Here is an 18,613-nt window from a genome sequence, read left to right as displayed (position 1 = left end):
GTCTCTTGAATTCAAGTGTCTTGACATCAAGATATTGTGCGGGGCACCCTGTCCCCCATGACGCCCCCTCCCGAACCCACCTGGGATCCGCGGCAGTACCTGCGCCACGCGGACCACCGCACCCGCCCCTTCCAGGACCTGCTGGCCCGGATCGGGGACCTTCCCGGCCACCCCGCACCCCGGATCGCGGACCTCGGCTGCGGCGCCGGAAACGTCACCGCACTCCTCGCCGACCGCTGGCCGCAGGCCCGTATCACCGGCTACGACAGCTCCCCGCAGATGCTCGCCGAGGCCGCCGCCCACGCCCGCCCGCCCCTGCTCGACTTCGTCGAGGCCGACGCGGCGACCTGGACGCCCACCGGGACGTACGGCCTGATCGTCTCCACCTCCGCGCTCCAGTGGATCCCCGGCCACACCGCGTACTTCCCCCGCTGGATCGACGCCCTCGCCCCCGGCGGCACCTTCGCCTTCCAGGTCCCCGGCAACTTCACCGCCCCCAGCCACACCCTCCTGGCCCGCCTCCGCGCATCCGACCGCTGGCGCCCCCGCCTCCACTCCGCGGGCGACCGCACCGCCGCCGTCCTGGACCCCGCCGACTACCTCACCCGCCTCCGCGACCTCGGCTGCACGGCGGACGTCTGGGAGACCACCTACCTCCAGACCCTGCACGGCGAGGACGCGGTCCTGGACTGGGTCAAGGGCACCGCGCTGCGCCCCGTCCTCACCGCCCTGGCCGACGACCCCGAGGCCCGCGACGCCTTCCTCACCGACTACCGCGACCTGCTGCGCGAGGCGTACCCGCCCGGCCCGTACGGCACGGTCTTCCCGTTCCGCCGCATCTTCGCGGTAGCCCGCAAGGAGCGGCCATGACCGGACGGGTGGGCCTCGCTGCCGTCGACCACGTCCAGCTCGCCGCCCCGCCCGGCTCCGAGGACGCCCTGCGCGCCTTCTACGGGGACGCCCTGGGCATGACCGAGATCCCGAAACCCCCGGTGCTCGCCGCCCGCGGCGGCTGCTGGTTCGCCGCCGGACCCGTCCAGCTCCACCTCGGCATCGAGGACGACTTCCACCCCGCGAAGAAGGCCCACCCGGGCCTCCGCGTCACCGGCATCGTGGAGTACGCCGCCCGCCTGGAGGCCCACGGCGTCCCCACCGCATGGGACGCGGACCTCCCCGGCCACCGCCGCTTCTACGCCCACGACCCGGTGGGCAACCGGCTGGAGTTCCTGGAACCGGAGCCTCCGGCGGGGTGAGCCCGGGCACCGCCTGCGGGGCGGGCCCGGCGCCCGCTCCTCAGCTCTTCCGGTGCCCTATCAGCCGCGGCTTCGCCTCCAGGTTCTCCAGCCCGTGCCAGCACAGGTTCACCAGGTGGGCGGCGACCTCCGCCTTCTTCGGCTTGCGGACGTCCAGCCACCACTGGCCCGTCAGCGCCACCATGCCCACCAGCGCCTGCGCGTACAGCGGGGCCAGCTTCGGGTCGAAGCCGCGGGCCTTGAACTCCAGGCCGAGGATGTCCTCCACCTGCGTGGCGATATCGCTGATCAGCGACGCGAACGTGCCCGTCGACTGGGCCACCGGAGAATCCCGGACCAGGATCCGGAAACCGTCCGTGTACGACTCGATGTAATCCAGCAGCGCGAACGCCGCCTGCTCCAGCAGCTCGCGCGGATGACCCGCCGTGAGCGCACCCGTCACCATGTCCAGCAACTGGCGCATCTCGCGGTCGACCACCACCGCGTACAGGCCCTCCTTGCCGCCGAAGTGCTCGTACACCACCGGCTTGGAGACCCCGGCGCGCGAGGCGATCTCCTCCACCGACGTGCCCTCGAACCCCTTGTCGGCGAAGAGGGCCCGGCCGATGTCCAGCAGCTGCTCCCGACGCTCCTTGCCCGTCATCCGGACCCGCCGGGCCCGCCGGGAGGACGGAGGTCTGCTCTTCTCGCTGCTGGAGTCGGTCGCCACGTCGTCAATCATGCCGGGTCGGCCGGTACGGGCGTGCGCCGGGAGGCGATGCGGTCCGCGTCGGGCCAGCGCACGTCGTACGCCCACCCCAGCTTCTCGAACCAGCGGATCAGCCGGGCGCTGGAGTCGATCTGCCCCCGCATCACCCCGTGCCGCGCGCTCGTCGGGTCCGCGTGGTGCAGGTTGTGCCACGACTCGCCGCACGAGAGCACCGCCAGCCACCACACGTTCCCCGAACGGTCACGGGACTTGAACGGACGCTTGCCCACCGCGTGGCAGATCGAGTTGATCGACCACGTCACGTGGTGCAGCAGCGCCACCCGCACCAGCGAGCCCCAGAAGAACGCCGTCGCCGCACCCCACCACGACATCGTCACCAGGCCGCCCACCAGCGGCGGGATCGCCAGCGACACGATCGTGAAGGTCAGGAAGTGGCGCGAGATCCCCCGGATCGCCGGGTCCTTGATCAGGTCGGGGGCGTACTTCTGCTGCGGGGTCTGCTCCTCGTCGAACATCCACGCGATGTGCGCCCACCACAGCCCCTTCATCAGGGCCGGCAGGCTCTCCCCGAACCGCCACGGCGAATGCGGGTCGCCCTCCGCGTCCGAGAACTTGTGGTGCTTGCGGTGATCGGCCACCCACCGCACCAGGGGCCCCTCCACCGCCAGCGACCCCATCACGGCCAGCGCGATCCGCAGCGGGCGCTTCGCCTTGAACGAACCGTGCGTGAAGTACCGGTGGAAACCGATCGTGATCCCGTGGCAGCCGATGAAGTACATCGCCACCAGCAGCCCGACGTCGAGCCAGCTCACCCCCCACCCCCAGGCCAGCGGCACCGCCGCCAGCAGGGCGATGAACGGCACCACGATGAACGCCAGCAGCGCGAACTGCTCGATCGACCGCTTCTGGTCCCCGCCCAGCGTGGCGGCGGGAAGGACCGGAGGGCCGGACGGTGCGGGGGAGGGCGAGGGGATGGGGCCCGTCTCGTCGAGGACATCGGGAGAGGACGGCATGAAGGGATACCTCGGAGGGTGAGGAAGCAGTTCCGGACGGCCGTGGCTACGGTTCCGTAACCTACGGCTTGGTAAGTATGGCAGTGACGGGGCCCACAACACGAGAGGCCGGTCCAGCCCGTCACCCGCGGTACCCCACGCCTCCCACGGGGTAGGGCACCCATGGCCGACGGCATCCGCCCGCACCCCGCCAGGGCAGCGGACACGCCGAAGGCGACGACACCTATCCTGGGAGGGTCGGACAGCGCGGTCCGCACCCGCTCGTCGGGGCGTGGCACCAGCACCCGCTGCCGTGCCACAGGGCCCCGATACCCCGCCACGCGCTCTCCCACCGCCACCGCCACCGGGAGACGCCGAAGCGACGCACCTCCTCATTCACTGCAAGGAGCCGCACACTGTGAGCAGTGCCGACCAGACCCCCGCCGCCACCACCGAGCTGCGCGCCGACATCCGCCGCCTCGGCGACCTCCTCGGCGAGACCCTCGTCCGCCAGGAAGGCCAGGAACTCCTCGACCTCGTCGAGCGGGTACGCGCCCTGACCCGCACCGACGGCGAAGCGGCCGCCGACCTCCTCGGCGACACCGCCCTGGAGACCGCCGCACAGCTCGTGCGCGCCTTCTCCACCTACTTCCACCTCGCCAACGTCACCGAACAGGTCCACCGCGCCCGCGAGATGCGCGAACGCCGCTCGGCCGAGGGCGGCCTGCTGGCCCGCACCGCCGACCGGCTCAAGGACGCCGACCCCGAGCACCTGCGCGAGACGGTCAAGAACCTCAACGTCCGGCCCGTCTTCACCGCCCACCCCACCGAGGCCGCCCGCCGCTCCGTCCTCAACAAGCTCCGCCGCATCGCGGAACTGCTGGAGACCCCGGTCATCGAGGCCGACCGCCGCCGCCACGACCTCCGGCTCGCCGAGAACATCGACCTCATCTGGCAGACCGACGAACTCCGCGTCGTCCGCCCGGAGCCCGCCGACGAGGCCCGCAACGCCATCTACTACCTCGACGAGCTGCACACAGGCGCCGTCGGCGACGTCCTCGAAGACCTCGCCGCCGAACTGGAGCGCGTCGGCGTCGAACTCCCCGCCGGCACCCGCCCCCTCACCTTCGGCACCTGGATCGGCGGCGACCGCGACGGCAACCCCAACGTGACCCCCGCCGTCACCTGGGACGTCCTCATCCTCCAGCACGAGCACGGCATCACCGACGCCCTCGAACTCATCGACTACCTGCGCGGCCTGCTCTCCAACTCCATCCGCTACACGGGCGCCACCGACGAGCTGCTCACCTCCCTCCAGGCCGACCTGGAACGCCTCCCCGAGATCAGCCCCCGCTACAAGCGGCTGAACGCCGAGGAGCCCTACCGCCTCAAGGCCACCTGCATCCGCCAGAAGCTCGTCAACACCCGCGAACGCCTCGCCCAGGGCACCCCCCACCGCCCCGGCTGCGACTACCTCGGCACCTCCGAGCTCCTCGCGGACCTGGCCCTCATCCAGACCTCCCTGCGCGAGCACCGCGGCGGCCTCTTCGCCGACGGCCGCATGGACCGCACCATCCGCACCCTGGCCGCCTTCGGCCTCCAGCTCGCCACCATGGACGTACGCGAACACGCCGACGCCCACCACCACGCGCTCGGCCAGCTCTTCGACCGCCTCGGCGAGGAGTCCTGGCGCTACGCCGACATGCCCCGCGACTACCGGCAGAAGCTCCTCGCCAAGGAACTGCGCTCGCGCCGGCCGCTCGCCCCCACCCCCGCCCCGCTCGACGAGGCAGGCGAGAAGACCCTCGGCGTCTTCCACACCATCAAGGAAGCCTTCGAGCGCTTCGGCCCCGAAGTCATCGAGTCCTACATCATCTCCATGTGCCAGGGCGCCGACGACGTCTTCGCCGCCACCGTCCTCGCCCGCGAGGCCGGACTCATCGACCTCCACGCCGGCTGGGCCAAGATCGGCATCGTCCCGCTCCTGGAGACCACCGACGAGCTCAAGGCCGCCGACGTCATCCTCGACGAGATGCTCGCCGACCCCTCCTACCGCCGCCTCGTCTCGCTGCGCGGCGACGTCCAGGAGGTCATGCTCGGCTACAGCGACTCCTCCAAGTTCGGCGGCATCACCACCAGCCAGTGGGAGATCCACCGCGCCCAGCGCCGCCTCCGCGACGTCGCCCACCGCTACGGCGTACGCCTGCGCCTCTTCCACGGCCGCGGCGGCACCGTCGGCCGCGGCGGCGGCCCCTCCCACGACGCGATCCTCGCCCAGCCCTGGGGCACCCTGGAGGGCGAGATCAAGGTCACCGAGCAGGGCGAGGTCATCTCCGACAAGTACCTCATCCCCGCCCTCGCCCGCGAGAACCTGGAACTGACCGTCGCGGCCACCCTCCAGGCCTCCGCCCTGCACACGGCGCCCCGCCAGTCCGACGAGGCCCTCGCCCGCTGGGACGCGGCCATGGACACCGTCTCCGACGCCGCCCACAGCGCCTACCGCAAGCTCGTCGAGGACCCCGACCTCCCGGCCTACTTCCTCGCCTCCACCCCGGTCGACCAGCTCGCCGACCTCCACCTGGGCTCACGGCCCTCCCGCCGCCCCGGCTCCGGCGTCTCCCTCGACGGCCTCCGCGCCATCCCGTGGGTCTTCGGCTGGACCCAGTCCCGCCAGATCGTCCCCGGCTGGTTCGGCGTCGGCTCCGGCCTCAAGGCCCTGCGCGAGGCCGGACTCGACACGGTCCTCGAAGAGATGCACGAGCAGTGGCACTTCTTCCGCAACTTCCTCTCCAACGTGGAGATGACGCTCGCCAAGACCGACCTGCGCATCGCCCGCCACTACGTCGACACCCTCGTCCCCGACGAGCTGAAGCACGTCTTCGAGGCCATCGAGGCCGAACACGCCCTGACGGTGAAGGAAGTCCTCAAGGTCACCGGCTCCACCGAACTCCTCGGCACCAGCCCGGCGCTCCAGCAGACCTTCGCCATCCGCGACGCCTACCTGGACCCGATCTCCTACCTCCAGGTCTCCCTGCTCGCCCGCCAGCGCCAGGCCGCCGAACGCGGCGAAGAGCCCGACCCGCTCCTCGCCCGCGCCCTGCTGCTCACCGTGAACGGGGTCGCGGCGGGCCTGCGCAACACCGGCTGACCACCGCGTAGCACCGCGTACGGAAAAGGGGCGGCCCTGCTACAGCGCGACGAACGTCGCCACCAGCAGGGCCGCCCCGGCCGTTCCCACGATCCACGCCGTACGGGGCATCCGCATCCCGCCGCCGATCACGAACCCGGCCAGCACCATCGCCCCGCCGAACGGCATCCAGGCATGCAGAAGGCCCGGCACCCCCGTGCGGACCACCGCATCGGTACCGGGCCTCACCACCACCGGGAAACGGTCCCCCACCTCGGCGGCGACCGACCGCTCCACCGTCACCCGCGCCCGCGCGGCCGACGTCGCATCCGGCTCGTACCGCCCGGTGCAGGTCCGAGCACCGCACTCCGTCACCGTCAGCGTGCCGTGCTCACGCCCCTGGGCCAGCACGATGTGGTGCGCGGCGTCCCAGGACGACCACACGCCCGCCACCACCAGCACCAGGGCCACCAGCCCCATGACGGCCCGAAGGCCCACCACGGCCGCACGCCGCGAACCGCTCCGCTTCATGGGGGCAGATCCTTGGCCAGAGCACGGCCCCCGGTCAACTCATGGCCGGAGAACGCCCCACGAGAGAAGGGAATGTCAGGAGTTGTACGCGCTCTGCGCCCGCTCCAGCCCCTCCGCCAGCAGACACTCCACCGAGTCCGCCGCCCGGTCCACCAGATACGCCAGCTCCTTGCGCTCCGCCGAACCGAAATCCTTCAGCACGAAGTCCGCCACCTGCATCCGCCCCGGCGGCCGCCCGATCCCGAACCGCACCCGGTGGTAGTCCGGCCCCATCGCCTTCGTCATCGACTTCAGCCCGTTGTGACCGTTGTCCCCGCCACCCAGCTTCAGCCGCAGCATCCCGTAGTCGATGTCCAACTCGTCATGGACCGCCACCACATGGTCCGTCGGCACCTTGTAGAAGTCCCGCAACGCCGTCACGGGACCACCCGACAGATTCATGTACGACATCGGCTTCACCAGCACCACCCGCCGGCTCCCCGGACCCGGCGGACCGATCCGCCCCTCCACCACCTGCGCCTGCGCCTTCTGCGCGCGCTTGAACTTCCCGCCGATCCGCGACGCCAGCAGATCGGCCACCATGAACCCGACGTTGTGCCGGTTCGCCGCGTACTCGGGCCCGGGGTTGCCGAGGCCCACGATGAGCCAGGGGTCGGTGGCTTCGGACATCAGCGCTCGGTCTCCTCGTACGGGTACAGGTGATGGCAGGCGAACGGGGCGGCGGCTCCCCGGAAGGGAACCACCACCCCGTCAGTCAAGCAGGTGCAGCGGGTGCGCCAGGTGAAACGGTGAGGGGCGAGGCTCAGGCCTCGGCGCCCTCGGCCTCGCCCTCGCCGGCCTCGTCCGCGGCCGGCTCCTCGGCCTGCGCGGCGACGACCTGGATCACGATGGCGTCCTCGTCACCGGCCAGCGTGGCGCCCTTGGGCAGCGTGATGTCCTTGGCGACGATCGAGTCACCGGCGTCCAGACCCGCGACCGAGACCGTGACGGACTCGGGGATGTGGGTGGCCTCGGCCTCGACCAGCAGGGTGTTCTGCACGAACTCCAGCAGGTTGGCGCCCGGCGCCAGGTCGCCCTCGGCCTGCACCGCGATCTCGACCTGGACCTTCTCGCCGCGCTTCACGGTGAGCAGGTCGACGTGCTCGATGGTGCCCTTGAGGGGGTGACGCTGCACGGCCTTCGGGATGACCAGCGCGTCCTTGCCGTCGATCTCCAGACCGATCAGCACGTTGGCCGTACGCAGCGCCAGCAGCACCTCGTGACCCGGCAGCGTGACGTGGACCGGCTCGGCGCCGTGGCCGTAGACGACCGCGGGAACCTTGTCGGCACGACGGATACGGCGGGCGGCGCCCTTGCCGAACTCGGTACGGACCTCGGTGGCGAGCTTGATCTCAGCCATGGTTGCACTCCTCGTCAGGTACGGAGAGCCGTCGGGGGTGACGGAACTCGAACGGTCACCCGGCCCACGACAGGCCTGCTACGAAGAGCGCGTCGATAACGGACCGCCGTACACACAGGTACGGCCTCCCTCGCCGAGCAACTCGCTGAGTCTACCCGGCGGGGAGGCCGCACCCCAAAGTGGATCAGTACAGCATGATCGTCAGTGGATCAGCACAGGACGACCGTCACTGCTGTCAGCCCTGCTCCTCGAAGAGGCTCGTCACCGAACCGTCCTCGAACACCTCACGCACCGCACGCGCGATCGTCGGCGCGATCGACAGCACCGTGATCTTGTCCAGCTCCAGCTCACCCGGGGTCGGCAGCGTGTCCGTGAACACGAACTCGCTCACCTTCGAGTTCTTCAGCCGGTCCGCCGCCGGACCCGACAGCACACCGTGCGTCGCCGTCACGATGACGTCCTCCGCACCGTGCGCGAACAGCGCGTCCGCCGCGGCACAGATCGTGCCACCCGTGTCGATCATGTCGTCGACCAGCACACACACCCGGCCCTCGACGTTGCCCACGACCTCGTGGACCGAGACCTGGTTCGGCACGTCCTTGTCACGGCGCTTGTGCACGATCGCCAGCGGCGCGTCCAGCCGGTCGCACCAGCGGTCCGCGACCCGGACCCGGCCCGCGTCCGGCGACACGATCGTCAGCTTGGACCGGTCCACCTTCGCACCCACGTAGTCCGCCAGGATCGGCAGCGCGAACAGGTGGTCCACCGGACCGTCGAAGAAGCCCTGGATCTGGTCCGTGTGCAGATCGACCGTGAGGATCCGGTCCGCACCCGCCGTCTTCATCAGGTCCGCGATCAGCCGCGCCGAGATCGGCTCACGGCCCTTGTGCTTCTTGTCCTGGCGGGCGTACCCGTAGAACGGCACGATCACCGTGATCGAGCGGGCCGACGCGCGCTTCAGCGCGTCCAGCATGATCAGCTGCTCCATGATCCACTTGTTGATCGGAGCCGTGTGGCTCTGGATCAGGAAGCAGTCCGCGCCACGCGCCGACTCCTGGAAGCGGACGTAGATCTCACCGTTGGCGAAATCGAAGGCCTTCGTCGGCACGAGACCGACACCCAGCTGGTGTGCGACCTCCTCGGCCAGCTCGGGGTGGGCGCGGCCGGAGAAGAGCATCAGTTTCTTCTCGCCGGTCGTCTTGATCCCGGTCACAGCACAGTCTCCTCAGACGTGTATCTGGCGCTGCACGCATAGGTCCCGATGTGCAACGAGCCAGCCGAAATGGGTGAGCATCTATCACGGTACGCCGTCACCGGCGCACCTGTTTCCGGTCAGCTTTCGCCGTCGGCTCCCTGCGACGACGCCTGAGCAGCCTGGGCGGCGGCGCTACCCGGACGCTTCCGGGCCACCCAACCCTCGATATTCCGCTGCTGGCCCCGGGCCACGGCCAGCGAACCGGACGGCACATCCTTCGTGATCACCGACCCGGCGGCGGTGTAGACCCCGTCCCCGACCGTGACCGGTGCCACAAACATATTGTCCGAACCGGTACGGCAGTGGGAGCCGATCGTCGTGTGGTGCTTGGCCACCCCGTCGTAGTTCACGAAGACGCTCGCCGCACCGATGTTGGTGTGGTCCCCGATGGTCGCGTCCCCGACGTAACTCAGGTGCGGGACCTTCGTCCCCTCCCCGATCGTGGCGTTCTTCATCTCCACGTACGTACCGGCCTTGGCCTTGACCCCCAGCCGCGTCCCCGGCCGCAGATACGCGTACGGACCCACGGTCGCCCCCGGCCCGATCTCGGCCGAGAGCGTCACGGTGTTGTCGATGCGGGCGCCGGCACCGACGAGGGTGTCCTCGATCCGCGAGTTCGGCCCCACCTCCGCGTCCTCCGCGAGATGCGTGCTCCCCAGCAACTGCGTCCCCGGGTGCACGAGGGCGTCGCGCTCGTACGTGACGGTCGCGTCGATCAGCGTGGACGCCGGGTCGACGATCGTCACGCCCGCGAGCATCGCCCGCTCCAGCAGCCGCTCGTTCAGCAGACGGCGCGCCTCGGCCAGCTGGAGCCGGTTGTTGATCCCGAGGATCTCGCGGTGGTCATCCGCCACGGACGCCCCGACCCGGTGCCCCGCCTCGCGCAGGATCGACAGCACGTCGGTGAGGTACTCCTCGCCCTGGCTGTTGTCGGTCCGCACCTTGCCCAGCGCGTCGGCCAGCAGCGACCCGTCGAACGCGAACACCCCGGAGTTGATCTCACGGATGGCCCGCTGCTCGTCGGTCGCGTCCTTGTGCTCGACGATCCCGGTGACCGCCCCGGTGGCCGCGTCGCGCACGATCCGCCCGTAGCCGGTCGAGTCCGGGACCTCGGCGGTCAGGACGGTGACCGCGTTGGCGTCGGCGGCGTGGGTGGCGGCGAGCGCGCCGAGCGTCTCGCCGGAGAGCAGCGGCGTGTCGCCGCACACGACGATCACGGTCCCGTCGACGGTCCCGCCGAGCTCGTCGAGCCCCATCCGGACGGCGTGCCCGGTCCCGTTCTGCTCGGCCTGGAAGGCGGTGCGCACGGGGGCGTCGCCGGCGTTCAGATGCGCGGTGACCTGCTCACTGGCGTGCCCGACGACCACGACGAGGTGCTGGGGCTCCAGCTCACGGGCGGCGGCGACGACATGTCCGACGAGCGAGCGCCCGGAGATCTCGTGCAGAACCTTGGGGGTCTTCGACTTCATACGGGTGCCCTCACCCGCTGCGAGGACGACGACGGCTGCCGGGCTGGTTGCGCTCACGGATGTGCCCTTCGGCTTCGGGTGGTGGTCATCCGCAGGATACCGGGGGTGTTTCGGCGGGGAATGAGGGCGGGCCCCGACCGGTGTGGTCGGGGCCCGCGCATTAAGGCTCCCGGGGAAGGAATCGAACCCTCATTCAATGGACCAAAACCATTTGTCCTGCCATTAGACGACCCGGGATGGAACGCCACTTATGTCCGATTCTGATGATCGGTTCGTGCTGCAGCCCCTACTATGCCGCACCAGCAGCCTTCAATGCGACGGTACAGATCGGCGCCTTTCAGGATGCGCACCACGAGGCAGCCGCGGTAGTTCTCGCCGACATTCTTGCGGTTCGTCTTCGGCGAGTGCTTCTTGAGCGACGTCTTGCCGAAGGCGGAAGGTTCTGCGCCGGTGAGTTCGGCCCAGAACTGCTCGGCAGCCGCGACGTCTGCTGTCTCATGGATGAGGATGTGGAAGCGGAGGTGTTCCTCCTCCACTCCCACGAGGCGCAGCCAGGCGAGGAAGACCTCGATCATGCCGGGGTCGCTGTTGACGAAAGTGACTCGCTCCTGTGTGCGGTACGGCTTGGACTTGGAGCCCTCCGCCCAGTAAAGGCCGACGCCCAGCAGGAAGAGTTCGCGGTCGCTCAGGGTGCCGACCTCCGCCGCCGCCCTCTGCTTGGCCGCCTGGCGCTCGGCGTCCCGCCGCTGGAGCGTCGCCTCCCAGCCGCGGCGCCCGATGGCGGACGACTGCTCGCGGGTGCGTCTGCGCTCCGGCTTCGGCAGATCCCGTACCCAGAGGGAGATGGACCCCTTCGAGCACCCCAGCTCCACCTGGATCTGGTCGTACGTCATGCCCTGGAGGCGCAGCTCCCGGGCCTTCGCTCGCAGGTCGTCCTTGGCGCGGGGGCGCTTCGTCCACTCCGGGGCCGGTTCGCCCTGGAGGAGGCGGTTGAGGAGGTCGTTGTTGTCGACGTGGAGGCGGTCGCGGATCTGGCGGCGGCTGAGGCCTTCCCTGCGCAGCGCCACCGCCCGGGCGCGCAGGCCCTCGAAGTCGGCGTACTTGCCGGTGGTTTCCGTCATACGGTGATCGTCGTCCGGAATGCGAACGTCCAGGTCGAAAGCGTGGTCGATTCGCCATTTCGGGCGATCGGTGTGCGTTTCGTGCACGTTCGAATGCGGAACGTGCTGTTGCCGGTCACAGGAAATGGGGATGCGTCCGCCCGTAGGGTGGATGCCATGACCGCAACGGGGGCAGACCAGGAGGCGGCGGGATCGACCACCCGCGGCTACTGGTGGTGGGGGCGGCGGCGCAGTGTCGCCCTGGACGTGGGACTGGCGCTGGTCTCGGCGCTGGAGTGTGGCCTGGAGGGGGTGGAGTTCGCCGGGAACACCGGGCTGCCGGTGCCGGTGGGTGTGGTGTTCGGGCTGCTGGCGGGTTCGGTGCTGGTGGTGCGGCGGCGGTGGCCGATCGTCGTGGTGCTGGTGTCGATCGCGATGACGCCCGCCGAGATGGGCTTCCTGATGGCCCTGGTGGGTCTGTACACGCTGGCCGCGTCGGAGGTGCCGCGCCGGATCACCGTCGTGCTGGCGGGGATGGCGCTGGTGGGGACGTTCATCGTCACCTACGTACGGCTGCGCCAGACGGTGGCGGAGGATGCCGACTTCGGTCCGGGGGACTGGTATGTGCCGCTGGTGTCGGTGTTCATGGCGGTGGGGCTGACGGCTCCCGCCGTGCTGTTCGGCCTGTACATAGGGGCCCGGCGCCGCCTGATGGAGAGCCTGCGGGAGCGGGCGGACTCGCTGGAGCGGGAGTTGTCGCTGCTGGCGGACCGGGCGGAGGAGCGGGCCGAGTGGGCGCGTACGGAGGAGCGGACCCGGATCGCGCGGGAGATGCATGACGTGGTGGCCCATCGAGTGAGCCTGATGGTGGTCCATGCCGCGGCGCTTCAGGCCGTCGCTCCGAAGGACCCGGCGAAGGCGGTGCGGAACGCCGCTCTGGTGGGGGAGATGGGGCGGCAGGCGCTGACGGAGCTGCGGGAGATGCTGGGCGTGCTGCGGAGTGGTGACGCGCTGGTGGCGCCCGCGGCTGCCGGTGAGGGCGGGCGCGCGGTTCCGCTGGCCGCGGTGGGGCAGGCGGCTGCCGCCGCCGCTGCCGCCGCTGCGGCTTCGGAGGACGGGCCCCGGCTGAGCGAGCTGGAGGCGCTGGTGGCGCAGTCGCGGCAGGCGGGGATGGTGGTGGAGCTGTCGGTCGACGGCGAGCTGCGCCCGTACGCGCCGGAGGTCGAGCAGACGGCGTTCCGGGTGGTGCAGGAGGCGCTGACGAACGTCCACAAGCATGCGGCGGGGGCGAAGGCGTGGGTGCGGTTGGCGCACCGGGGTGCCGAGGTCGCGATGCAGGTGGAGAACGGCCCGTCGGACGCGGCGGTGGCGGATGCGGGGCTGCCGAGCGGGGGGAACGGGCTGGTGGGGATGCGGGAGCGGGTGCTGGCGCTGGGGGGTGTGTTCGTGTCCGGTCCTACGGACGCGGGGGGCTTCCGGGTGTCGGCGGTGCTGCCGGACACGTCCGCCTCTCCGGGGGCCTGACGGGTCACCCCCCCCACCCTGGCCGCCGGGCGGGCTGGAAGGCGCCCGGCGGGCGGGCGGGAAGGCGCCCTACGGCCCGGACTGCGGCGGGCTCGACAGGCGGGCCGGCTGGGCGCCCGTGACCAGGGTGGTCAGGGCCTCGTCGATGTCCTGGCCCAGGAACCAGTCGCCCGTGTGGTCGATGCTGAACACCCGTCCCTCGGTGTCGATCGCCAGTACGGCCTGCTCGTCGCCCTCCACGCCCAGCGGGGCCACCTCCGTCTCCAGGGCCCGGCCCAGGTCGCCCAGGGTGCGGGCGAGGTGCAGCCCGTGCAGCGGGTCGATGCGGATGGCGACGGGGGCGATCTGCCGGCCGGGTGCGGACGCGGTGATGTGGAGGGCGCCGAACTCCGCCCAGGCCTCGACCGCCGCCGGGAAGACCGCGTGGCGGTGCCCGGCGGGGGAGGTGTGGGCGCGCAGGGCGTCGGCCCACTCCTCGGCCTGCCGGATGTCCCAGCGGCCGGGCTGCCATCCGGCCCCGCGCAGGGCGGCGTCGACGGGTACGGCGAAGCGGGTGGAGCTGTGCTGCCGGGGGAGCCGCGCCGGGGGCGCGGGGTGCGCCGGCGCACCCGGAGGGCCGGAGGGCGCGGTGGGCGGCGGGGGTGGGAGGTGGTCGTGCATCGGTGGGCGGTCAGCCCTTCTCGGCGGTGGTCGCGGCGCCGGTGGTGGTGAGGTCGACGGGGCGTACGCCGAAGTGGGAGAGGAGTGCCGAACAGGACCGGCACGGTGGTGCGTAGCTGCCGTGCAGCGGGTCGCCGTCCTCGCGGATGCGGCGGGCGGTGATGCGGGAGTGTTTGAGCGCGCGCCGGGCTTCCCCGTTGGTCAGGGGTTTCCGCTGGGCGCGTTTGGAGCGGCCGCTCTCGGCGGCGGTGAGCTGGCGGGAGAGCAGTATGGCTTCGGGGCAGCGGCCGGTGAACCGTTCGCGCTGGCCGCTGGTGAGGGTGTCGAGGAAGTCCTGGACGAGCGGGTGCAGCACCGGTGGCAGGTCGCCCTTGCCGGCGGTGCAGGTGAGCGTCTCTCCGCGTACGGACAGGGCGGCGGCCACGGCGGGGAGGATCCCGTCGCGGCGGTGGAGCAGGTGGGGCGTGCGGCTGGTATCGGTGCTGCTCCAGTGGAGCCGCGGGTCCCCTGACGTTCCCGACGGCCCCGGGGCTCCTGATAGCCCCGTCGTACCGGATGTCCCGGATGCCCCCGTTGTCGCTGTTCGTGCCGAATGCATGGTGCTGTCGTCCCTCCCTGCAATCCCCCGAGTTGCGGGGACAGCCTGCCAAATGTGCGGCGAGGTGGGGAAGCTGGGTGGGGGAAACGTGTGTGCGTGTCGCCCGAAGGTGCGAGACTGTCGCCTCACCGTCACGCGAATGTGACGCTCGGTCACGGAACCGGCGGGACGGGACCCCCTGTCGCCCCACCGCTTAGGCTGTGCGGAACCACCAGACGCAGCAGGGGGCATCCGCCATGACGACAGGTCGGCTCGGGCAGCAAGCCGCGCCACCGAACGCGGCCTATGCCGGGCAGGTCGTGCACTTCCCGGACCCGGTCCGGGCGTCCCGTCACCCCAGGGGTGTACGTGTGGACGGCAGCGGCTACCCGGACTTCTCGCCGTACGCGCGTGCCGCCGCCGAGATCGCCGACCCCCCGCCGGGGTTCGGTGTGGACGAGCTGCGGCTGACGGACTACGTGTCGGCGAACGCGGCGATGGCGGCCTCCGGTCATGAGCTGTGGGACACGATTCCCGCGGTGGCGACGCCGCACGGCTGGACCTGGCACCACGTGGCGGGCGGCCGGCGGGTGGAGCTGGTGCCGGTCGAGGTGAAGGCGCTGCTGCGCCATCACGGCGGTCTGGTGACGACCGAGGTGGACCAGGACCGGCGGGGCACCCGTCCGTTGCAGGAGACCCGCCCGGCCCACTTCCGGCTGCCCAAGGGTGCGGTCGCGGTGAGCGAGCAGCAGGTCCAGGGCGTCGAGGAGGACCTCGGTTACCGGCTGCCCGGCGCCTACCGCTCCTTCCTGAAGGCGGCGGGCGGTTCGGCCCCGGTGGGGGCCGCGCTCGACGCCGAGCTGGGGCTCCTGGTGGACCAGCCGTTCTTCACGGTGCGTGACCAGGCCGGGGTCAACGACCTGGTGTACGTGAACAAGTGTTTGCGGGACCACTTCACCAAGGACTATCTGGGTGTCGCCTTCGTGCAGGGCGGGATCCTGGCCGTGAAGGTGCGCGGGCAGGACGTCGGTTCGGTGTGGTTCTGCCCGTACGACGACGCCCGGGACCAGGACGGCTGGAGCGTGCAGGAGCGGGTGGAGCGGCTGCTGCTGCCCTGCGGCGAGGACTTCGACGCCTTCCTCCAGCGGCTCGCGGGCAACCCGCCGGAGCTGGAGACGGTGGCGAACCTGATGGTGGACGGTGGCTTCGCGCGCACCGTCCCGGTGGAGGGGTGAGCGCGGTGGTGACTTTCGCGCAGGCGCAGGAGCGGGCGGACGAGTGGGTCAACGGTGACGTGCCCGCGTACCAGCACCGTGAGGTCCGGGTCCGTGAGTTCGAACTGGGTTTCGTGGTGTGGGCCGAGGACCGGGCGGAGGGCCCGGTCTCGGACGGTGGCCGTCAGCGGCTGGTGATCGCCCGGGACAGCGGCGAGGCGACGTTGTGGCCGGGGCTGCCGGTGGGTGAGGTGATCCGGCGGTACGAGGAGGAGTACGGGGCTCCGGCCGGTGAGCCGGTCGCCGCGCCTGAGCCGCCGCAGCGGGTGGACCTGAACCAGACGTCGTTCCTGCTGACGCCGCCGGAGTGGCTCCAGGAGGCGGCGGACAAGCTGGGCATCCCGGACCACCGGGCGGAGCGGCGGGCCGCGGCGGCGGATGCGGGCGAGGGCGAGCAGGGAACGGGATCGGCAGAGCCGGCGGCAGCGGGAGCTGCGGACGAGCCGGCCGACTCCTCCGTTTCCACGCCGTCCCCTTCTTCTGCTCCCTCCCCTTCCTCCGCCGCTTCTGTCTCCTCCGCCGCCGCGGCGGACGCGTCCGCCGGGCCCGGTCCCGGCGGCTCCGCGCCCTCTTCGCCCGCGTGGCCCGCCGCGGGCGGCAGCGCGGGCGGGGCCTACGAGCCCACCGAGTCCGACGGCGTGCCCGCCGGGGCGACGCCGTGGGCCGGTACGGACACCAACTCCACGGACTCCGACGACGGGGCCGTTCCCCTGCCCGCGACGGTGTTCGCGCCGCCGCTCTCGGGGACCGACGACGAGGAGGCCCCGCCGCCGGTGGTGCCGGACGAGGCGCCGACCGCGCTGATGTCGGGGGGCAGCCAGCTGCCGCGTACGCAGGTGGCCCCCAGGCTCCAGCCCGCCGACGAGGGTTCGCCGGACGCGCCGGGCTCCCCGGGCGCCGGGGACATCGCGGACGCGGCCACCAGCAAGGCCGTGGTCCCGCCGCGCGGTACGCGCGGGGGCGGTCCGACGACTCCGCCGCCGCCCGGCGCGCCCGGGATCCCCGGCGTACGCCCCGGCGCGACCCCGCCTCCCCCGGGCCCGGGTGCGCCCGACGCCCCGGCGGGCGGGTACATCCCGACGCAGCTCGTCTCCCAGCTCGGCCCGCCCCCGCCGCCCGGCTCGACCCCGCCGCCCACCGGTCCGCCCGGCGCCCCGCAGCCGCCCAACCCGCCCGCTCCCCCCGGTCCGCCGGGTGCCACGCCGCCTCCGGGCGGCGGGGTCCACCACGCGGCGACGATGCTCGCCGACGGGAGCAGCATCGGCGCGGGTGTTCCGGGCGCGCCCCGTCCGCCGGGCCCGCCCGGTGCCCCGGGCGCCCCGCAGCCTCCGGGCCCGCCCGGCGTACCCGGTGCCGGAGCCGGTGCCGGTCCCGGCGCACCCCAGCCTCCCGGCCCGCCCGGTCCTCCCGGGCCGCCGCCGGGTGCGACGCCGCCTCCGGGTGGCGGGGTCCACCACGCCGAGACGATGTTCGCGAACTCCGGGCCGATCCCGGTGCCCGGTCCGCCGGGTCCCCCCGGCCCGCCCGGCGCGCCCCAGGGCGGCACCCCGCCCCACGGCCCCGGGCCCGTACCGCACCACACCCCGCCGCCCCCGGCGTACGGCTATCCGCAGCAGCCCACCGGTCTGCCGACCGTGGGTCCCGGCTACCAGGCCGTGCTGCGGTTCCGGGCGCCGGACGGCAGTGAGCAGCAGCTGATCCGGCGTTCGGCGCCGGGCACCCCGCACCCCGAGTGGCAGATGCTGCACGAGCTGCGGGCGATGAACGTCTCCCCGCAGCAGGTGATCGAGCTGCACACGGAGCTGGAGTCGTGCGAGCTGCCGGGCGGGTACTGCGCCCGGATGATCCGGGAGACCTGGCCGCAGGTGCGGATCACGAGCGTGGCTCCGTACGGCACCGATCACGCCAGCCGGCAGCAGGGCATGCGCCATCTGCTGACCCACCAGGGCGAGCTGCACCAGGTGGCGGACGGTCCGGCGCGGCCGGCCCCGGTGCGGGCGCCGCTGCCGCAGATGCCGCCCGCGCCCGCGCTGCCGCCGGAGGCGGTGGCCGAGGAGCTGCTCCAGGCGTTCGGTCCGCAGGGAATCCTCCGGTTCGACCAGCGTGCGGTCTCCCGCCAGGGGGTGCCGGACGTGGTCGCGCGGACCCTGGTGTGGGCGGGGCTGCCCGCCGACTTCGGGCCGTTCTTCTGGGCGCAGCCGGGGCAGCCGGTGGTGCCGACGCTGGGCGAGCTGGCGGCGCAGCGGCAGGTGCAGGCCGCGCCGGACGCGGGGTCGTACCTGGTGATGGGGACGGACTTCGGGCGGGCGGTCTGTGTCCAGTACGGGACGGCGAACATCGTGGCCGTGCCGGTGGAGGCGGGTCCGGGCGGTCAGCCGGTGCCGCCGCAGTTCGTCAACACGGGGCTGCCGGAGTTCGTGCGGTCGATGGCGCTGCTGGGCCGGATGTGGCGGCTGCGGTACGGGCTGACGCCGGAGCAGGCGGGGCGGTGGACCGTCGATTTCCAGGCACAGCTGGTGGCGCTGGATCCGGCGGCGCTGGCCTCGCCGGAGAGCTGGTGGTCGGTGCTGCTGGAGCAGATGTGGGACGGTCTGCTCTGATCCGTACCCCTGGCCGATAAGTGGTGTAGGAGGCACCCGCTCCGGGACGGATCGGGTGCCTCGCCACGTTACGGGCGTGTGACGCCCGTCGCTTTCCGTCCTGAAAGCATCTGATCGATTCCGACTTCCGGCCCCATTTGCCG

The 18,613-nt window shown here is 71.9% G+C and carries 16 protein-coding genes and 1 tRNA gene; 6 read left to right on the top strand and 11 right to left on the bottom strand.

Annotation, left to right across the window (positions count from 1 at the left end; genetic code table 11):
* Positions 1 to 57 precede the first annotated feature (57 nt).
* Together ACQ9ZG_RS12545 and ACQ9ZG_RS12540 are read left to right on the top strand one after the other, a co-directional pair.
* Complete coding sequence (locus ACQ9ZG_RS12545) at positions 58 to 870, top strand: trans-aconitate 2-methyltransferase (protein ID WP_109914343.1); 813 nt, start codon at positions 58 to 60, stop codon at positions 868 to 870.
* Positions 867 to 1,253 carry a VOC family protein gene (locus ACQ9ZG_RS12540; protein WP_109914337.1) on the top strand — a complete coding sequence of 129 codons (387 nt, stop codon included), beginning with the start codon at positions 867 to 869 and terminating at the stop codon, positions 1,251 to 1,253. The genes ACQ9ZG_RS12545 and ACQ9ZG_RS12540 overlap by 4 nt, the downstream gene beginning before the upstream one ends.
* A 40-nt stretch (positions 1,254 to 1,293) precedes the next feature.
* Here the strand turns inward: ACQ9ZG_RS12540 and ACQ9ZG_RS12535 are convergent, their stop codons facing one another.
* A complete protein-coding gene (locus ACQ9ZG_RS12535) occupies positions 1,294 to 1,974 on the bottom strand; it encodes a TetR/AcrR family transcriptional regulator (protein WP_019763438.1) in 681 nt (226 codons plus the stop codon).
* Positions 1,971 to 2,975 carry an acyl-CoA desaturase gene (locus ACQ9ZG_RS12530; RefSeq protein ID WP_084994901.1) on the bottom strand — a complete coding sequence of 335 codons (1,005 nt, stop codon included), beginning with the start codon at positions 2,973 to 2,975 and terminating at the stop codon, positions 1,971 to 1,973. Before ACQ9ZG_RS12530 ends, ACQ9ZG_RS12535 begins: the two co-directional genes overlap by 4 nt.
* A gap of 397 nt (positions 2,976 to 3,372) precedes the next feature.
* Here ACQ9ZG_RS12530 and ppc point away from each other — a divergent pair, with 397 nt between their 5' ends.
* Positions 3,373 to 6,102, top strand: a complete 2,730-nt coding sequence (gene ppc, locus ACQ9ZG_RS12525) for a phosphoenolpyruvate carboxylase (RefSeq protein ID WP_109914338.1) — start codon at positions 3,373 to 3,375, stop codon at positions 6,100 to 6,102.
* A 39-nt stretch (positions 6,103 to 6,141) separates the two neighbouring features.
* On the opposite strand, the gene ACQ9ZG_RS12520 is transcribed toward ppc, so the two are convergent.
* From ACQ9ZG_RS12520 to ACQ9ZG_RS12490, 7 genes are all read right to left on the bottom strand, one after another.
* Positions 6,142 to 6,612 (bottom strand): hypothetical protein, encoded by a 471-nt coding sequence (locus ACQ9ZG_RS12520; protein WP_109914339.1) that lies wholly within the window; start codon positions 6,610 to 6,612, stop codon positions 6,142 to 6,144.
* A gap of 75 nt (positions 6,613 to 6,687) precedes the next feature.
* A complete protein-coding gene (gene pth / locus ACQ9ZG_RS12515; RefSeq protein ID WP_018492776.1) occupies positions 6,688 to 7,281 on the bottom strand; it encodes an aminoacyl-tRNA hydrolase in 594 nt (197 codons plus the stop codon).
* A 133-nt stretch (positions 7,282 to 7,414) separates the two neighbouring features.
* Entirely contained in the window at positions 7,415 to 8,011 is a 597-nt protein-coding gene (locus ACQ9ZG_RS12510) for a 50S ribosomal protein L25/general stress protein Ctc (RefSeq protein WP_028417572.1), read from the bottom strand.
* 235 nt (positions 8,012 to 8,246) lie between these two features.
* Positions 8,247 to 9,224: a ribose-phosphate diphosphokinase gene (locus tag ACQ9ZG_RS12505; RefSeq protein ID WP_018515674.1), complete on the bottom strand. Its 978-nt coding sequence runs from the start codon at positions 9,222 to 9,224 to the stop codon at positions 8,247 to 8,249.
* Between the two features lie 119 nt (positions 9,225 to 9,343).
* The gene (gene glmU / locus ACQ9ZG_RS12500) at positions 9,344 to 10,792 is read right to left on the bottom strand and encodes a bifunctional UDP-N-acetylglucosamine diphosphorylase/glucosamine-1-phosphate N-acetyltransferase GlmU (protein WP_109914340.1); all 1,449 of its coding nucleotides are present in this window, start codon (positions 10,790 to 10,792) and stop codon (positions 9,344 to 9,346) included.
* 109 nt (positions 10,793 to 10,901) lie between these two features.
* A tRNA-Gln gene (locus ACQ9ZG_RS12495) sits at positions 10,902 to 10,972 on the bottom strand.
* A gap of 11 nt (positions 10,973 to 10,983) precedes the next feature.
* Positions 10,984 to 11,856, bottom strand: a complete 873-nt coding sequence (locus ACQ9ZG_RS12490; protein WP_109914341.1) for a hypothetical protein — start codon at positions 11,854 to 11,856, stop codon at positions 10,984 to 10,986.
* Positions 11,857 to 12,012: 156 nt separating this feature from the next.
* Here ACQ9ZG_RS12490 and ACQ9ZG_RS12485 point away from each other — a divergent pair, with 156 nt between their 5' ends.
* Positions 12,013 to 13,359, top strand: coding sequence for a sensor histidine kinase (locus tag ACQ9ZG_RS12485; protein WP_028417575.1), 1,347 nt, complete (start codon positions 12,013 to 12,015; stop codon positions 13,357 to 13,359).
* 69 nt (positions 13,360 to 13,428) lie between these two features.
* Here the strand turns inward: ACQ9ZG_RS12485 and ACQ9ZG_RS12480 are convergent, their stop codons facing one another.
* Together ACQ9ZG_RS12480 and ACQ9ZG_RS12475 are read right to left on the bottom strand one after the other, a co-directional pair.
* On the bottom strand, positions 13,429 to 14,019 hold the full coding sequence (locus ACQ9ZG_RS12480) for an SUKH-3 domain-containing protein (RefSeq protein WP_028417576.1): 591 nt from the start codon (positions 14,017 to 14,019) through the stop codon (positions 13,429 to 13,431).
* 10 nt (positions 14,020 to 14,029) lie between these two features.
* Positions 14,030 to 14,617 carry a YwqJ-related putative deaminase gene (locus ACQ9ZG_RS12475; protein WP_499280489.1) on the bottom strand — a complete coding sequence of 196 codons (588 nt, stop codon included), beginning with the start codon at positions 14,615 to 14,617 and terminating at the stop codon, positions 14,030 to 14,032.
* Between the two features lie 236 nt (positions 14,618 to 14,853).
* Between ACQ9ZG_RS12475 and ACQ9ZG_RS12470 the strand changes: the two genes are divergently transcribed.
* Positions 14,854 to 15,831: an SMI1/KNR4 family protein gene (locus ACQ9ZG_RS12470; protein ID WP_109917599.1), complete on the top strand. Its 978-nt coding sequence runs from the start codon at positions 14,854 to 14,856 to the stop codon at positions 15,829 to 15,831.
* Positions 15,832 to 15,836: 5 nt separating this feature from the next.
* Positions 15,837 to 18,470 carry an SUKH-4 family immunity protein gene (locus ACQ9ZG_RS12465; RefSeq protein ID WP_499280488.1) on the top strand — a complete coding sequence of 878 codons (2,634 nt, stop codon included), beginning with the start codon at positions 15,837 to 15,839 and terminating at the stop codon, positions 18,468 to 18,470.
* The last annotated feature ends 143 nt before the right edge of the window (positions 18,471 to 18,613 follow it).

It is taken from the genome of Streptomyces araujoniae (assembly GCF_050871195.1).
GTDB lineage: Bacteria > Actinomycetota > Actinomycetes > Streptomycetales > Streptomycetaceae > Streptomyces > Streptomyces bacillaris.
The sequence above is the reverse complement of the archived record's forward strand: the minus strand, read 5'-3'. Positions and strand labels throughout refer to the sequence as shown.

Bases quoted from the DNA above. Each gene is read 5' to 3' on its own strand.
- ACQ9ZG_RS12545 (WP_109914343.1), top strand. From the start codon at position 58: ATGACGCCCCCTCCCGAACCCACCTGGGATCCGCGGCAGTACCTGCGC.
- ACQ9ZG_RS12540 (WP_109914337.1), top strand. From the start codon at position 867: ATGACCGGACGGGTGGGCCTCGCTGCCGTCGACCACGTCCAGCTCGCC.
- ACQ9ZG_RS12535 (WP_019763438.1), bottom strand. From the start codon at position 1,974: ATGATTGACGACGTGGCGACCGACTCCAGCAGCGAGAAGAGCAGACCT.
- ACQ9ZG_RS12530 (WP_084994901.1), bottom strand. From the start codon at position 2,975: ATGCCGTCCTCTCCCGATGTCCTCGACGAGACGGGCCCCATCCCCTCG.
- ACQ9ZG_RS12520 (WP_109914339.1), bottom strand. From the start codon at position 6,612: ATGAAGCGGAGCGGTTCGCGGCGTGCGGCCGTGGTGGGCCTTCGGGCC.
- pth (WP_018492776.1), bottom strand. From the start codon at position 7,281: ATGTCCGAAGCCACCGACCCCTGGCTCATCGTGGGCCTCGGCAACCCC.
- ACQ9ZG_RS12510 (WP_028417572.1), bottom strand. From the start codon at position 8,011: ATGGCTGAGATCAAGCTCGCCACCGAGGTCCGTACCGAGTTCGGCAAG.
- ACQ9ZG_RS12490 (WP_109914341.1), bottom strand. From the start codon at position 11,856: ATGACGGAAACCACCGGCAAGTACGCCGACTTCGAGGGCCTGCGCGCC.
- ACQ9ZG_RS12485 (WP_028417575.1), top strand. From the start codon at position 12,013: ATGACCGCAACGGGGGCAGACCAGGAGGCGGCGGGATCGACCACCCGC.
- ACQ9ZG_RS12480 (WP_028417576.1), bottom strand. From the start codon at position 14,019: ATGCACGACCACCTCCCACCCCCGCCGCCCACCGCGCCCTCCGGCCCT.
- ACQ9ZG_RS12475 (WP_499280489.1), bottom strand. From the start codon at position 14,617: ATGCATTCGGCACGAACAGCGACAACGGGGGCATCCGGGACATCCGGT.
- ACQ9ZG_RS12470 (WP_109917599.1), top strand. From the start codon at position 14,854: ATGACGACAGGTCGGCTCGGGCAGCAAGCCGCGCCACCGAACGCGGCC.